A 14,305-nucleotide genomic window follows, 5' to 3' on the forward strand; every position below is an offset into this window, starting at 1 on the left:
CGGCCGGCCCGCCGGTGCACCGGCGCTGGCACGGCCCGCTCAACCTGCGGGCCATGCTCGGTGAACTGCCGCCCGGGACGCGCTCGGTGCTCGGCGGGATGATCGCCGAGGACAAGCACCACCTCTCGGTGCTGTTCAACCTCGCCATCCGCGCCGACGGCGCCCGGGACCGCGAGCGGATCGTCACCGAGACGTCGTACGGCCTTCGCCGCCCCCTGGACCCGGCCACCACGACCCGCCTCTTCGACGCCCTGGTGGAGTCCGGCTGGCTGACGGAGGGCTGACGCAGGGCTGGCCCAGGGCTGCCGGAGGGCTGACCCGCCGCCCGCCGCCCGCCGTCCGATGCGCGTCGGCGGGGGCCGGCCGCCCCGGCTCAGCCGAGCGGGGCGGGTGCCGTCGACGGTGGTGCCGCCGACGGCGGGGGTGTCGGCGGTGGTGGTGCCGACGGCGGGGGCGTCGGCACGCCGGTGGGCCTGTGGTCCGGGTGCCGGGTGATCGCCTCGACCGCCGCGCCCACCCGCAGCACCGTCACCTCGTCGAAGGGCCGGCCCACGATCTGCATGCCCAGCGGAAGCCCGGAGCCGGAGCGTCCGGCGGGCAGGGCGAGGGCCGGGTGACCCGTGACGTTGAAGGGGATGGTCTGCATGGCGGTCAGCTCGCGCGGCGGCGGCCAGTCGACAGGGAAGGCGTCCAGCCGGGGCGCCGGGGCGAGCCCGGTCGCGGTCACCCACACGTCGTACCGGTCGAAGACCGTGCGCCGCACGGCGTCGGCCAGCTCCTGGCGGAGCCGGTACGCCTGCACCAGGTCGGCCGCGCTCAGCCCGGCGGCGGGCGCGATCCGCTGGTAGGTGTAGCGGCCGTACGCCTCGGGACGCTCCCGCAGGTCGGCCTCGTGGACGGCGTACGCCTCGGCGGCCATGATGACCCGCCCGCAGGCGTTGAACCGCCGGTACGGCGGCGGCTCCACCTCGTGGACCGTGGCCCCTTGCTCGGCCAGCCCGGCCAGCACCCGCTCGATGGCCGCCGTGACCTCCGGCGAGGTCGCCGGGTCGTCGCGGAACCAGCAGGGCGAGTAGGCGACCCGCAGCCCCCGCACACCTTGCCCGAGACCCGCCGTCAGATCCGGTACCGGCCGCCGCGCGCTGCCCGGGTCCAAGGCGTCGTACCCGGCGATCACCTGGGTGGCGAGCGCGGTGTCCTGCACGGTCCAGCCCAGCGGACCGATGTGGTCGAGCGCGTACGACAGCGGGAACGCGCCCCGCCGGGACACCAGGCCGTAGGTGGGTTTCAGCCCCACGGTGCCGCAGTGGCAGGCGGGCCCGCGCACCGAACCGCTCGTGTCGGAGCCGATGGCGACCCGGACCAGTCCCGCCGCCACGGCCGCGCCCGCGCCCGAGGAGGACGCGCCGGTGAAGTGCTCGGTGTGCCAGGGGTTGCGGGCGGGCGGGAAGGGCAGCTCGGGGCTCGGGCCGCCGAGCGCGAACTCGTGCGTGGCCAGCTTGCCGACGAGGACCGCGCCGCCGGCCCGCAGCCGCGTCTCGACCTCGGCGTCCTCGTCCGGTACGTGCTCCGCCATCAGCCAGGAGTGGCTCGTGGTGCGGATCCCCCGGGTGTCGAAGATGTCCTTGAGGGCGTAGGGGATGCCGTGCAGGGGGCCCCGGTCGATCCCGGCCGCCAGCTCGTGGTCGGCGCGGTCGGCGTCCTTGAGGGCCCGCTCCTCGGTGACGGTCACGAAGGCGTGCAGCACCGGATCGGCCGCGGCGATGCGGGCCAGGGTGTGCAGGGTCAGCTCGGTCGCGCTCAGCGCGCGCGAGCGCAGCAGCGCTCCGGCCTCGGCGACGGACAGTTCGTGCAGCTCACCCGTCTCAGACACCCTCGTCCCCCACCAGGATGCGGTACACCGCCGACGGCTCGTTGCCCACCGGGCGTCCCGGCTCGCGCAACAGCTCGGTGAACGCCATGAGTTCCGTGTACGCGGCGACGGTGCCGGCCCGCCACTCGGCCGGCACCGTCAGCCCGGCGCGCCGGGCCACCCGGTCGAACTCCTCCGCCGGCGAGTGCTCGTCCCGCCCGGTCATCGCACCGGCCTTTCCAGTCCCAGGTGGTCGCGGAGCGTCGTGCCCTCGTACGCGGTCCGGAACAGCCCGCGGCGCCGCAGCTCCGGCACCACGAGGTCGACGAAGTCGTCCAGTCCGTCGGGCAGGGAGGGCGGCATCACGATGAAGCCGTCGACCACCCCGCTCTCGTACCAGTCGGCGAGTTCGTCGGCGACCGACTCCGCCGTGCCCAGCACCTGCCGGTGGCCCCGGGAGCCGGCGACGCGCTTGTAGAGCTGGCGGATGCTGAGCCCCTCGTCCGCCGCCATGCGCGCCAGCAGATCCCGCCTGCTGCGGCCCGAGTTGGAGGGCGGCAGTTCGGGCAGCGGCCCGTCCGGGTCGCAGCCGGAGAGGTCGACATGGCCCAGTTCGCTGGCCAGCAGGGCGAGTCCCACCGTCGGGTCGATGAGGTCCTGCAGCCGCTCCCGCTTCTCCTCGGCCTCGGCCCGCGTACGGCCCACGAAGGGGAAGACCCCCGCCATGACCAGCACGGAGGACGGGTCCCGCCCGTTCTTCTCGGCGCGTGCCCGCACGTCCTCGGTGAAGGCGCGTACGTCCTCCTTGTCGTGCTGCGCGGTGAACACCACGTCGGCGGTGACGGCGGCCAGCTCGCGGCCCACCTCGGAGGACCCCGCCTGCAGCGTCACCGGGTGCCCCTGCGGCGTGCGCGGCATGTTCAGCGGCCCGCGCACCGAGAAGTGCTCGCCCTGATGGTCCAGGGGGCGGATCCGCTCGGGGGCGAAGAAGAGGCCGGCCTCCTTGTCCCGCACCCAGGCGTCGTCCCCCCAGGTGTCCCACAGGCCCTTGACGACCTCGGCGAACTCGTGGGCCCGGCGGTAGCGGGCGGCGTGGTCGGGGTGTTCCGGCAGTCCGAAGTTGTACGCCTCGTAGGGGTTCTGCGAGGTCACCAGGTTCCAGCCGGCCCGGCCCCGGCTGATGTGGTCCAGCGAGGCGATCATCCGGGCCGCGTGATAGGGCTCGCTGTACGTGGAGGAGACCGTGGCGGTCAGCCCGATCCGCTCCGTGACCGCGGCCAGCGCGCCGAGCAGGGTGAGCGGTTCGAACTGGGCGACGTACCGGATGGCGGTGCGGCTCAGCTCCGTCAGGTCGTCCCCGCGCATCGCGGAACTGTCCGGCAGGAAGAGGAAGTCCAGCGTGCCGCGTTCCGCGGTGCGGGCCAGCTCGGCGTAGTGCGCGAAGTTCACGCCCGCGTCGGCGGGCACGTCGGCGTGGCGCCAGGCGGCCACGTGATAGCCGGTCGGGTACAGGAAGGCCCCGAGCCTCATGGGGGAGTGCCGAGTCAACGCGTCAACCATCCTTACTCACTGCACGGGGGGAACGAGGTGCGCCGGGCGCGGCATGCGCTGCACCGCCTCCTCCGCCCAGTCCGCGGCGACCGCGAGGACCGAGCTGTTGGAGTGCGGGCGGGCGGCGCTCTGCTGGAAGACCCGCAGCCCCTCGGCGGGCGCGCCGAGGAACGTGAGCCGGGGTTCGCTGGAGCCGTCGGGGAGGACGGGGTGGAAGCGCGCCGTGAGGTCCAGGGCGCCGGGCACGTAGTCGTCGCTGCCGGCCGGCCCCCAGTTGCGCCACAGCCGCACCAGCCCGGCGTCCAGCAGCGAGCGGTACAGCGGCAGCACGTCACGCCGGGGGTCGAAGGGGTGGACCCGGCCCTCGACCACGGTGTCCACGGCCCGTACGGCTCCGGTCCGGCCGCCCGTCACGACGAAGCCGCCGGCGCCCCCCGGGGCGGGACGCACCGCGGGCTGCGGCCCCACCGACAGGTCGAGCAGCCCGGCGTCCAGCAGCGCCAGCACCTTCCGCATGGGAGTCAGCCCCGCGCCGTTGGAGAGCCGGTTGTAGTGGCGCAGGTGGATCCGGGCGAAGCGGCGGTGGGACCTCGGGGTGAGGCCGCCGAAGTCCACGGCCTCGCCGAACACGGCGCGCAGGTCCCGCCACACGCCGTCGCAGGCCGCCTTGACGGCGTTGCGCAGATTGCCCTGGAGGGCGTCGAGGTGGTCCCGGCGCAGATGGTCGGCCGTGCGCCGGGCCCAGTCGGCGCCGTCGTCGTCACGCCGGGCGGAGGCCGCGGGCAGCGGGTCGAGCAGCGCCCGCCAGTCGAACCGGCCGGGCTCCCCCGCGTCCAGCGGGCTCTCCAGCGCCGATGTCAACGCGTCGGCGCCCGCGTCGCCCCACGGCCCGTGTCCGGCCAGGAAGTCCCGGTACGCGGGCGCGACCGCGGCGCGCAGCCGCCGTACGGCCGTCGCGTCCCGCAGGGTGCGGTGGTGCACCCAGGCCATCTCCAGGGCGACGAGCGGGAACAGGTGCCGGTCGAAGTCGAGCGGACGGCGCCCGTCCGGCAGCGCCACACCGACCCGCGCGCGCAGGGTGCGCACCGCGTCGATCGTGAAGAACTCCCCCGTGTGCTCCAGCCGGCCGGGATCGGCGACCTTGTCGTTGAGCGGCCGGCCCGAGACGGGCACCCCGCTGGGGCTGACGGCCACGATCACCGACGGCTCCCGCCCGCCGGGCACGTACCGCAGGCCGTGCGGGGCCGCGTCCGCGTCGTCGACGAACGTGCCGCCGCGGCCCTCGGTCAGCTGCAGGAAGACGTCGATCGCGGTGAGGCCGAGCCCGCGCACCGCCACGGCCCCGCCCGCCGGCACCGCCGGCTCGGCCAGCCGCTCCGCCAGGGGGTAGGGCGTGGGGACGTAGCCCGCGTGTGCCGCGAGCAGCTCCTCCTCGCTGCCCGGGGCGGGCGTGTTCCAGGAGTGCCCGGTGACGAACAGGATCTCGTCGGCGACGAGTTCCCCGCCGTCGGCGGAGCGGACCAGGAACCGGTCACCGCCGGGGGCGTCGTGGCGGCCGGCGCGGCGCACGTCGGTGACCTCGGCCTCCCGCACCTCGACGGTGACGCCGGCCACCTCCCGCAGCCGGTCCGTGTAGCGCAGGAACATCTCGCGCAGTGCGAGCCCGTGGACGTACCGCTTGGGGACGTCGTACGGGCGCAGGTCGAAGTCGGGGTGGCCGGTGGCGGCGTGCCGCGCGGCGCACCACTCCTGGAAGGTGGGCCGCAGACCGCCGGGCAGCAGCTTGCGCGGCGGGTCGCTCGACTCGTCCGGGGCGAAGGCGATCTGACCCGCCACCCGGTTGAGATAACCGGTCGGGGTCTGTACGTCGCTGTGCACCTCGCCGGCCCCCGCCCGGCGACCCCGCTCGAACACCACGATCCGCACCGGCCGGGCGGGCGGCGCGTCCGGCAGTACGGCCGCCAGGTGCGCCATGGCGTACGTGCACATGGGCCCACCGCCGACGACGACGACACAGTGCGCGGTCATGCCTGCCGTCCCGCGCCGGTCAGCCGGCGGTCGGCTGCGCGCCGCTGAGCATCTTCTGGAACCTGCGCAGCAGCGGGAAGGGCACCGTGCGCTCGACGTGGAAGCCGAGCTGCTCGTTGTACGTGTACTCGACCGGGTCCTTCATGCTCAGCTGGGACAGACCGCGGGCGACCTGCTCCAGGTAGCCGGGGAACTGGGACTGCAGGGCGTAGACCACGCTGTAGTACAGGTTCCGGCCGAGCGAGAAGCACGGGTAGCGGGCGTCGTAGTTCTCCAGCGAGAACTTCGGGAAGCAGCCGTCGATGATGCGCTTGGGGCACAGCCACAGCGGCAGCACCAGCGTGGTCTCACCGATCTGCCGGGCGGGGAAGGCCGCCGGCTTCAGACCGGTGGTGACCCGGTACAGGTTCTCGCAGACGATGTCCTCGAGGTTCACACCGGTGGCGATGTACGGGGTGCCGATGTCCCGCGCGGCCTTGGAGAGGGCGAGACGGATCAGCAGGGTGCCGAGGAACTCGAAGTCGTCGCCCTGGAATTCGCGCTCGAACCGGTCGATCAGATCGACCGAGTCCGCCGGAATACCCAGCAGTTCCTTGACCTCGTCGGCCTCGACGACGGTGAGTTCCAGGCCGTACTTCTCGCACAGCGCCTGCGCCCGGGGCACACCCGCGTCCCAGTCCGGGATGCCCTTGAGGATCACCGGGTGGATGGTGATCCCGTGGTCGGACAGCTGGCTCAGGCCGTACAGCAGGGCGTTGCTGTCCCCGCCGCCGCTGACGCCGACGACCAGGTCCGCGCCCTCCGGGACGTGCGCGCGGACGGTGTCGCCGACCCGGTCGGCGATGATCTGCCGGCACTCCTCGGGGCTCAGCTTCTTCAGGAACGACTCCGCCGTCCCGGTCTCGTTGTCGAGGCGCTGGTAGACGTATTCGGTGGCCTCGGCCCCCGGATCGTCGCTCTCGATGGTCCGGAAGTCCTCGATCGAGAAGTTGAACGGATTAACGTTCCGGTTGAAGTACAGCAGGATTTCGGAAGCGTCCTCGAATTCGGCCAGGGTGCGGTCGAGCGAGGGGGAAAGACGCGGGTCGCCACCGGATTCCGGCACCACGTAGGCGGCGACCGCCGACCAGGGAACGCGGTTCCGGTTGAGGATGTCGATGAGGCGCTCGTCGGCTCCGCCGCTCAGCGGCTGCCGGCCGTGCGAGGTCACGACGGAAACCGTGGGAAGCGCGCGGGACGAAGTGTCGGTCATGACCTTTTCCTTCGACGTCGAATGTGAGGGATAAAGGAGGGCGGGTGCCCCCGGGAAAGTCACCGGTGGGCGCCGCCCCGGGAAGAAGCCGGGTGGGCCGCCCGAAGGACGGACCCACCCGGCCGTTCACTACTGGGCGCCGGTCTCGCAGCTGGCGCCGGTGATGACCTCGAGGCCGTGCTTCGAGGCCGGCACGAACGAACCGGCGGCACGGAAGGCCTCCAGCTCGCGGACGCCCATGACGGCGCTGCCGGCAACACCGGAAGGAATGAGCTCAACGACCTCATTCTTCAGGTTGAAGTTGCTGCTCTGCACGGCGGTGGAAACAGCTTCGCGCATGTCGACCACCCTCCTTATCGGTTTGGCGGGAGGAATTTCCCGCAGCACCGGAGATTAGTCGTACAGCTGCCTCGACCGTCAAGGGTGACCGGGGTCCGGTAAATTGGGCCGGCCTGCGGGTTTTCTTTACCGAATCACTCCGCGCACACTTTAAACTTGTCCGTATCGCCCCCTTGTGTCCCACTATGGTGGGTGGTGTGGGGTGGCTGTCGCGCGGAATCTGTCTCAGCTGGGGCCCGGGTGCGGGTGAATTCCCAAATCGCGTCTCACGTGATCCTGTCCCGAAATACGGACCCTGCTAGCATCCCCCCGAACCCAGCAAACGGAACCGGCCCGGGGGACGGCCTCATGACAACGCTCGACTGGTCGGCGCTGACCCGCAGTCAGCCGAAAAGGGACCTTTACGCCCGCGAGACCTACTTCCGCGAGGGCCTGTACGACGCCGAGGACGTCCTGGGCGAGCGACTGCCCGCCGCCCTGCGGGACAGCGCCCTGCTGATGCTCAAGCCGGACGGTCTGGCCGCGGGCCGCCTGCTCCCCGTCCTCGACTACCTGGACGAGCACGGCTTCCGGGTGGCCGCCGCCCGCGAGTTCCGCTTCCAGCCCTTCCACTGGCGGGAGTTGTGGCGCTACCAGCTCACCTCGGCCACGCTGGACCGGCTCGCCGTCAACGAACTGCTGCTGGGCGCCGGCCCCGCCCTGTTCCTGCTGCTGCGCAGCGAGCCCGGGCACCCGCTGCCCGGCACCGTGCGGATGTCCACGCTCAAGGGTTCCGCCACCCTGGAGGCGCAGAAGCCCGGCACCCTGCGCGCCCTGCTCGGCCAGCCCAACCGCGTCCTCAGTTACGTCCACGTCGCCGACGAGCCCGCGGACCTGCTGCGCGAACTCGGCCTGCTCTTCGACGCCGCCGAGCGCCGCGCCCTGCTCGGCGCCCTGGCCGGCGACGTCCTCTCCGACGAGGACAAGGACACCCTGGACCGTGCCAAGGAGCGTTTCGCCGGCCCCAGCCGGTCCCTGGAACGCGCCGACGTGCTCGGCCGGGTGACCCGGGCGGTCGAGGCGGCCGCGCCCGGTCCGGCCGCCGACGCCGCACGGCACCGGCTGGAACGCATGGCGCGGGGCGAGCGGGTCGAATGGCGGCCGTTCCTCGCGGACCTCGCGGCGGCCGGCGCACACCCCGACCGCTGGGACCTGGCCGCGCTGGGCACGTATGTCATCGAGTACGACGAGCCCGGGCACCCCAAGGTGCTGACCAACCCCGACCCGCAGTCCTGGGCGTCCGCCCCGCAGCCGCACGTGGCCGGCGGTCAGAGCCGGCAGAGGGAGACCGTATGACCAGCGCACCCGCCGCCCGTGACCACCGGATGCCGGACGAACGGCTGTGGCGCTCGCTGACCGTCTCGGCCACCAAGACCGAGCTGTACGCCGAGGACCTCTACTTCCGCGAGTGCTGGTCCGACGCCCTCGACATCCTCGGCGCTGCGGACGCCGCTCAGACGGGCACCGACGGGGGTTCCCGGGCGGCCGCTGACGGGGGTTCCGGGGCGGCCGCTGACGAGGGTTCCGGGGTGGGCACCGACGGGGGCTCCCGGGTGGGCACCGGCGAGGGTTCCCGGACGGCCGGGGACGCGGCCGCCGCCGCGCTGGCGCCGCTCGGCCTGCTGAGCTTCAAGTGCGACGGCATGGCCGGCCGCCGAGCCGAGCCGACCCTGCGCTACCTCGCCGACCAGGGCTTCAGCATCCTCGCCAGCGCCCCCATCCGGCACAACCGGCACTCGATGCGCGAGCTGTGGCGCTACAACTGGCACGTCTACACCACCGACCGGCTCGCGCTCATGACGCTCATGCACAGCGTCGGCGACTCGCTGCTGCTGATCGTGCGGGACGACCGCTACGACCCGGCGGTGCCCGGCTCGGTGCGGCTGGCCGACCTCAAGGGCTCGGCCGACCCCGAGGCCCGTGGCCCCGAGCACCTGCGGACCGTGCTCGACCCGCCCAACAAGATCATCAACTTCGTGCACGTCGCCGACGAGCCGGCCGACATCTGCCGCGAGGTCGGCATCTTCCTCGACCGGCCCGAACGCCGCGCCCTGCTCACCGAGATCCGGAGGGCCGACGCGGAGACGGCCACCCGCCGGGCCCACGACGAGGTGGCCCGGCTCCAGGCCCTGCTGCCCGCGAGCGACTTCGACCTGGAGGCCGCGCTCAAGCGGGTCGAGCCGGCCACCACTCCGGACGCCCTGGCCCGTCTGCGCTTCGCCGCCGCCGGCGGCACCCGTCTCAGCTGGGACGAGCTGGGCACGCTGCTCGACCGCTCCGACCCGGCGGTCGACTTCTGGGACTTCGTCCGGATCGCCACGGAGGTCCTCGACGCCGACCGCCCGGCCTCGGCGGACCTGCTGCCCCCCAGCTCCGCGGCCGAGTGGCGGGCAGCCGCAGCCCGCTGACGCCCGTCTCACCTCGTCCGGGTACGTGCCCAGGCGAGGTGGAGCCGGCTGGCTCTCGCGTCACGTGCCTCGGCGGGGTGGGGTCGGCTGGCTCTGGTGTCAGGTGCCTCGGTGAGGTGGGGCCGGCCGACTCTGGCGTGCCTGGGCGAGCTGAAGCCCGCTGACGCCCGTCGCACCTCGTCCGGCCGCGTGCCTCGGCGGGGTGGGGCCGGCCGGCTCTCGCGTCAGGTGCCTCGGCGAGGTTTGGCCGGCTGGCTCTGGTGTCAGGTGCCTGGGCGAGTTGAGGTCCGCTGACGCCCGTCTCAGCTCGTCCGGGCCACGTGCGTGGGCGAGTTGAGGCGCGCTGACCGCCGTCCCACCTCTTCCGGGTCACGTGCCACGGCGGGGTGGGGGCCGGCGGTTCCGTCCGGACGGCTGCCGGTGGGTCTGTCCACAGGGCCTGACGCGTTTCGGCCACCGGCTGTACGGTCTCCCCGAGCTGATGTTCGGATCGGCGCCCGTCCGAGGGCGTGGGGGCAGTGCGGGGGAGGCGGTCATGGCGACCGGGACCGGTGTGGGTCAGGCAGACACGGCGGAGGGGAGCGCGCGACGGCTGCCCCAGGTGCGCGGATTCGCCCAGTGGCCGCCGCGGGACTCGTCGGGTTCGCCGAAGGCGGAGGGCAAGGCGCTCCGGTCGAGCGTGCCCCGCTCCGCCCACCGCACCCTCGACCTGGACGCCGGCCGTCCCGACGCGGTGAGCGCGGTGACCGAGTCGAACGCCGGCCGCATCCCCGAACTGACCCCGCTGCGGGTGGGCCGGATGGCGGCCGGGCCGTTCGCCTTCCTGCGCGGCGCCGCCGGCCTCATGGCGTACGACCTCGCGCGCACCCCGATGACCAGGATCGGCACCCAGATATGCGGCGACGCCCACGCGGCCAACTTCGGGCTGTACGGCGACGCCCGCGGTGACCTCGTCATCGACCTCAACGACTTCGACGAGACCGCGCACGGCCCCTGGGAGTGGGACCTGAAGCGGCTGGCGGCCTCGCTGGTGCTCGCCGGCCGCGAGGCCGGCGCCGACGAGGACACCTGCCGCGCGGCGGCCCACGACGCGGCCGGTGCCTACCGTCGCACCATGCGGCTGCTCGCGAAGCTGCCCGTGCTGGACGCCTGGAACGCCATCGCGGACGAGGAGCTGGTGTCCCACACCGACGCCCACGACCTGCTCGGCACGCTCCAGCGGGTCTCGGAGAAGGCCCGGTCCAACACCAGCGGCCGGTTCGCGGCGAAGTCGACCGAGGCGGCCGAGGACGGCGGGCGCCGGTTCGTCGCGGCCCCGCCGGTGCTGCGCCGCATCCCCGACGCCGAGGCCGCGGCGGTCGCCACCGCCCTGGAGCGTTACGTCGACACGCTCGGCGAGGACCTCCACCCCCTGCTCGGCCGGCACGCCGTGCACGACGTCGCCTTCCGGGTGGTCGGCACCGGCAGCGTCGGCACCCGCTCGTACGTCGTCCTGCTGCTTGACCACCGTGGTGAGCCCCTGGTCCTCCAGGTGAAGGAGGCGCGTCCCTCCGCGCTGGTCCCGCACCTGGCCACGGCCGGCTTCGCGACCCCGCCGGTGGAGCACGAGGGCCGCAGGGTGGTCCTCGGCCAGCAGCGGATGCAGGTCGTCAGCGACATCCTCCTCGGCTGGACCACCGTCGAGGGGCGCCCGTACCAGGTGCGCCAGTTCCGCAACCGCAAGGGCAGCGTCGACCCGGCCGCCCTCCCCGCCGACCAGCTCGACGACTACGGCCGCATGACCGGCGCCCTGCTGGCCCGCGCCCACTCCCACAGCGCCGACCCGCGGCTGATCGCGGGGTACTGCGGCAAGAACGAGGAACTGGACGAGGCGATGGCCGCGTTCGCCGTCGCCTACGCCGACCGTACGGAGGCGGACCACGAGACCCTGCTGGCAGCCATACGCGCGGGCCGCATCGAGGCCGAGACGGGGGTGTGAGGACCGGCACCTCCCTGGCGCCCCCGGTGCCGCCCCCGCCACCCGGCACCACCCCGGCGCCCCCGGTGCCGCCCGGCACCACCCCCGCCACCCCCACCCGGCACCGCCCCGGATCCTCCTCCCACCCGGTTCACCAGCACTTCACGGCCCCTCCCCACCGGACCGGAGGCCAGGGCCCCGGTCCGGGCCCGGCGCAGCGCTACGCTGGGCGGGTGACGACCCCCGAAGCCGACCAGCCGCAGCCGCCACGCCCCGAGGAACCGCTGGAACGGGCCGTACGGGCCGCCGAACAGGCGTTGATCGAGTACGAGATCGCCGTGGAGACGTTCCGCGTCGAGGTCGAGAACTTCTCCCGTCTGCACGAGCAGCGCCTCGGCCCCCTCTACGTCCGCATCGAGGAACTGGACGCGGAGATCGCCGAGGCGAAGGCCGCCCGCACCGGTGACCCCGAGGACATCCGCCGGGCAGCGGAGGCCCGCGCCCATGTGCTGCCGATCCCGGGCGTGGAAGAGCTGCTGCACGGCTGGATGGACGGCGACGGCCTGTTCCCGGAGGCCACCGCCATGCTCACCGACCAGGAGGTACGGCCCCCGCAGCGGGTGCGGCCCAGCGAGGAGGCCCGCAAGCTCTACCGCGACCTCGCCCGCAGGGCCCACCCCGACCTGGCCCAGGAGGAAGAGGAGCGCAAGCGCCGCGAGGAGTTCCTCAGCCGGGTCAACGCCGCCTACGCCCGTGGCGACGAGACCCTTCTCACGGAGCTGGCCGCGGAGTGGGCCACCGGGCCGGTGCCGCCCGAGCGCCGTCCGAGCCCCGCCGAGGAGCTGTACGCCCGCCTCGAATGGCTCTCCCAGCGCAAGGACCTGATCGCCCTCGTCGCCCGTGAGCTGGAGGAGGGCGCGATCGCCGGGCTGCTCCGCCTCGCCCCGGACGACCCCGACCGGCTGCTCGACGAGATCGCCGGCCGGCTGCGCGCCGACATCGCCCAGCGGGAGACGGAGCTGGCCGCGCTGCTGGCGGAGAGCTGAGCCGTACTGCGGGGCAGGGCGGGACGCCCCGTGCTTCGGGTAGCGTCGGGGCCATGAATTTCGGAGCCGGTGTGCCCACGGTCCAGGTGACGGACCTCAAGGGCGATGACTTCCTGCTGGACGTCCGCGAGGACGACGAGTGGCAGGCGGGCCACGCCGAAGGGGCGCTGCACATCCCCATCAGCGAGTTCGTGGCCCGCTACGGCGAGCTGACCGAGGCCGCCCCGCAGGACGGCCGCGTCCACGTCATCTGCCGCTCGGGCGGCCGCTCGGCCCAGGTCACCATGTACCTGGTGCAGCAGGGCATCGACGCGGTGAACGTCGACGGCGGCATGCAGTACTGGCAGCAGACCGGCCGACCCGTCGTCACCGACGACGGCAAGCCGGGCTTCGTCCTGTAACAGGAGCCCCGCCCGGCAGCCCCTGCCGGCACCCCCTGCCCGGCACCCCCTGCCCGGTACCGCCTCCGCCCGGCTCACCTCAGCCGAGGGGATGCGTGGCCAGCAGGTCGCCGAGCCTCTCCTCGTACGCCGCCGCCGGGCCGAGCGCCAGCTCCAGGTGCTTGGCCCATGCGTGGTAGCGGTGCAGGGGGTAGTCGGTGTCCGCGCCGAACCCCCCGTGCAGGTGCTGGGCGGTCTGCACCACCCGCCGCACCCCCTCCGCAGCCCAGATCTTCGCCACGGCGACGTCCCCGGCGGCCGGCAGCGCACCCGGTGCCCCGGAGGCGATCCGCCAGGCGGCCTGCCACAGGGTGGCCTCCATGGCGCGCAGATCGATGTATCGGTCCGCCGCCTGCACCGCCACCGCCTGGAACGTCGCGATCGGATGACCGAACTGCTCCCGCTTGCCGGCGTACTCACCGGTCATCCGCAGCACCCGCTCGCCCAGCCCCAGCGCCAGCGCACACGTCCCGGTCACCAGCAGCGCGTGCAGCCACTCCCAGGCGCCGTCGGCCTCGATCACCTCGCCGGGTCCGACCCGTACCGAACGCAGCCGCAGCTCGGCAAGCCGCTCACCGCTGGTGGAGACCTGCTCGGCCGCCACCACCCCGTCCGCCTCGCGCGCCACCAGCGCCAGCACGGTCCGGCCGGCCGCGGTGCCCCCGGTGCGGGCCGGTACGACGATCAGATCCGCGTCGTACGCCCACGGCACCGCCGTCTGCACCCCGTCCAGCAGCCACGCCCGCCCGTCCCGCCGCGCGGTGACGGCGGACTCCGCCGGATCGTGGCCGGTACGCCCGTTCGCCGCGACGGTCAGCACCAGCTCACCGCGCCCCGCCCGGTCCAGCAGACGGCCGGCCAGCTCCGGACCGCCGTGCACCTGTACGGCCGCGGCGGCGGCACTGTGCTCCAGCAGCGGCACCCGCGGCAGCACCTGGCCGGCCTCGCGCAGCACCAGACACAGCGCGACGGCGTCCAGCCCCGCCCCGCCGTGCCGCCCGGCCAGCAGCAGGCTCAGCAGATCGGCGTCGGCGAGCCGGGACCACAGCGCCCGGTCGAAGCCCTCGGCCACGGCACCCAGGGTGAGCGCCGGACTGGGCACCGCGTCCGGAGCGACACCGGCGAACACCCCCCGCGCCGCCTCGGCTGCCGCCAGCTGCTCCTCGGAAAAGGTGAAGTCCACGGCCTGTCCTCCCGGCGGGTCAGCGCATCTGACGGTCCGTCAAGATAGAACAGGTTCTAGAAGAAGGGAACGGTCCCGGAACACCCGGCCTCCGGCACCCGAGCGTCCCGGCGGGCCGCGCCGTGCCCGCCCCCTCGAGAGCCGTCCGCCTCCGGGGCTGCCCCCCTGGGCTGGCCACCTGACAAGCTGCCCCCCGGCTGGCCGCCTGAC

At 73.8% G+C, this 14,305-nt stretch carries 13 protein-coding genes; 6 read left to right on the forward strand and 7 right to left on the reverse strand.

What is annotated here, in order from left to right:
• On the forward strand, window positions 1-284 hold a 284-nt coding region (locus GT045_RS22255; RefSeq protein ID WP_161335212.1), incomplete at its 5' end, for a hypothetical protein.
• Window positions 285-373: 89 nt separating this feature from the next.
• Here GT045_RS22255 and GT045_RS22260 read toward each other — a convergent pair.
• From GT045_RS22260 to GT045_RS22285, 6 genes are all read right to left on the reverse strand, one after another.
• Window positions 374-1,873, reverse strand: a complete 1,500-nt coding sequence (locus tag GT045_RS22260; RefSeq protein ID WP_161335213.1) for an amidase — start codon at window positions 1,871-1,873, stop codon at window positions 374-376.
• On the reverse strand, window positions 1,866-2,078 hold the full coding sequence (locus tag GT045_RS22265; RefSeq protein WP_161292746.1) for a hypothetical protein: 213 nt from the start codon (window positions 2,076-2,078) through the stop codon (window positions 1,866-1,868). The genes GT045_RS22260 and GT045_RS22265 overlap by 8 nt, the downstream gene beginning before the upstream one ends.
• The gene (locus GT045_RS22270; RefSeq protein ID WP_161292748.1) at window positions 2,075-3,382 is read right to left on the reverse strand and encodes an LLM class flavin-dependent oxidoreductase; all 1,308 of its coding nucleotides are present in this window, start codon (window positions 3,380-3,382) and stop codon (window positions 2,075-2,077) included. The genes GT045_RS22265 and GT045_RS22270 overlap by 4 nt, the downstream gene beginning before the upstream one ends.
• A gap of 36 nt (window positions 3,383-3,418) precedes the next feature.
• The gene (locus GT045_RS22275; RefSeq protein ID WP_161335214.1) at window positions 3,419-5,431 is read right to left on the reverse strand and encodes an FAD/NAD(P)-binding protein; all 2,013 of its coding nucleotides are present in this window, start codon (window positions 5,429-5,431) and stop codon (window positions 3,419-3,421) included.
• Window positions 5,432-5,450: 19 nt separating this feature from the next.
• A complete protein-coding gene (locus GT045_RS22280; protein WP_161292752.1) occupies window positions 5,451-6,683 on the reverse strand; it encodes a hypothetical protein in 1,233 nt (410 codons plus the stop codon).
• 129 nt (window positions 6,684-6,812) lie between these two features.
• Window positions 6,813-7,022 (reverse strand): hypothetical protein, encoded by a 210-nt coding sequence (locus GT045_RS22285; RefSeq protein ID WP_161292754.1) that lies wholly within the window; start codon window positions 7,020-7,022, stop codon window positions 6,813-6,815.
• 348 nt (window positions 7,023-7,370) lie between these two features.
• Between GT045_RS22285 and GT045_RS22290 the strand changes: the two genes are divergently transcribed.
• The 5 genes from GT045_RS22290 (at window position 7,371) to GT045_RS22310 (ending at window position 12,873) form a co-directional block, all read left to right on the forward strand.
• A complete protein-coding gene (locus tag GT045_RS22290; protein ID WP_161292756.1) occupies window positions 7,371-8,357 on the forward strand; it encodes a nucleoside-diphosphate kinase in 987 nt (328 codons plus the stop codon).
• Window positions 8,354-9,469, forward strand: a complete 1,116-nt coding sequence (locus GT045_RS22295; RefSeq protein WP_161335215.1) for a hypothetical protein — start codon at window positions 8,354-8,356, stop codon at window positions 9,467-9,469. Before GT045_RS22290 ends, GT045_RS22295 begins: the two co-directional genes overlap by 4 nt.
• A 535-nt stretch (window positions 9,470-10,004) precedes the next feature.
• The gene (locus GT045_RS22300; protein ID WP_161335216.1) at window positions 10,005-11,447 is read left to right on the forward strand and encodes a DUF2252 domain-containing protein; all 1,443 of its coding nucleotides are present in this window, start codon (window positions 10,005-10,007) and stop codon (window positions 11,445-11,447) included.
• A gap of 212 nt (window positions 11,448-11,659) precedes the next feature.
• Window positions 11,660-12,472 carry a hypothetical protein gene (locus GT045_RS22305; RefSeq protein WP_161335217.1) on the forward strand — a complete coding sequence of 271 codons (813 nt, stop codon included), beginning with the start codon at window positions 11,660-11,662 and terminating at the stop codon, window positions 12,470-12,472.
• 71 nt (window positions 12,473-12,543) lie between these two features.
• A complete protein-coding gene (locus tag GT045_RS22310; protein WP_161298559.1) occupies window positions 12,544-12,873 on the forward strand; it encodes a rhodanese-like domain-containing protein in 330 nt (109 codons plus the stop codon).
• 79 nt (window positions 12,874-12,952) lie between these two features.
• Here the strand turns inward: GT045_RS22310 and GT045_RS22315 are convergent, their stop codons facing one another.
• Entirely contained in the window at window positions 12,953-14,095 is a 1,143-nt protein-coding gene (locus GT045_RS22315; RefSeq protein WP_161335218.1) for an acyl-CoA dehydrogenase, read from the reverse strand.
• Between the last annotated feature and the right edge of the window lie 210 nt (window positions 14,096-14,305).

The sequence above is a fragment of the Streptomyces sp. SID486 genome, assembly GCF_009865385.1.
In the GTDB taxonomy this organism is placed as follows: Bacteria; Actinomycetota; Actinomycetes; order Streptomycetales; family Streptomycetaceae; genus Streptomyces.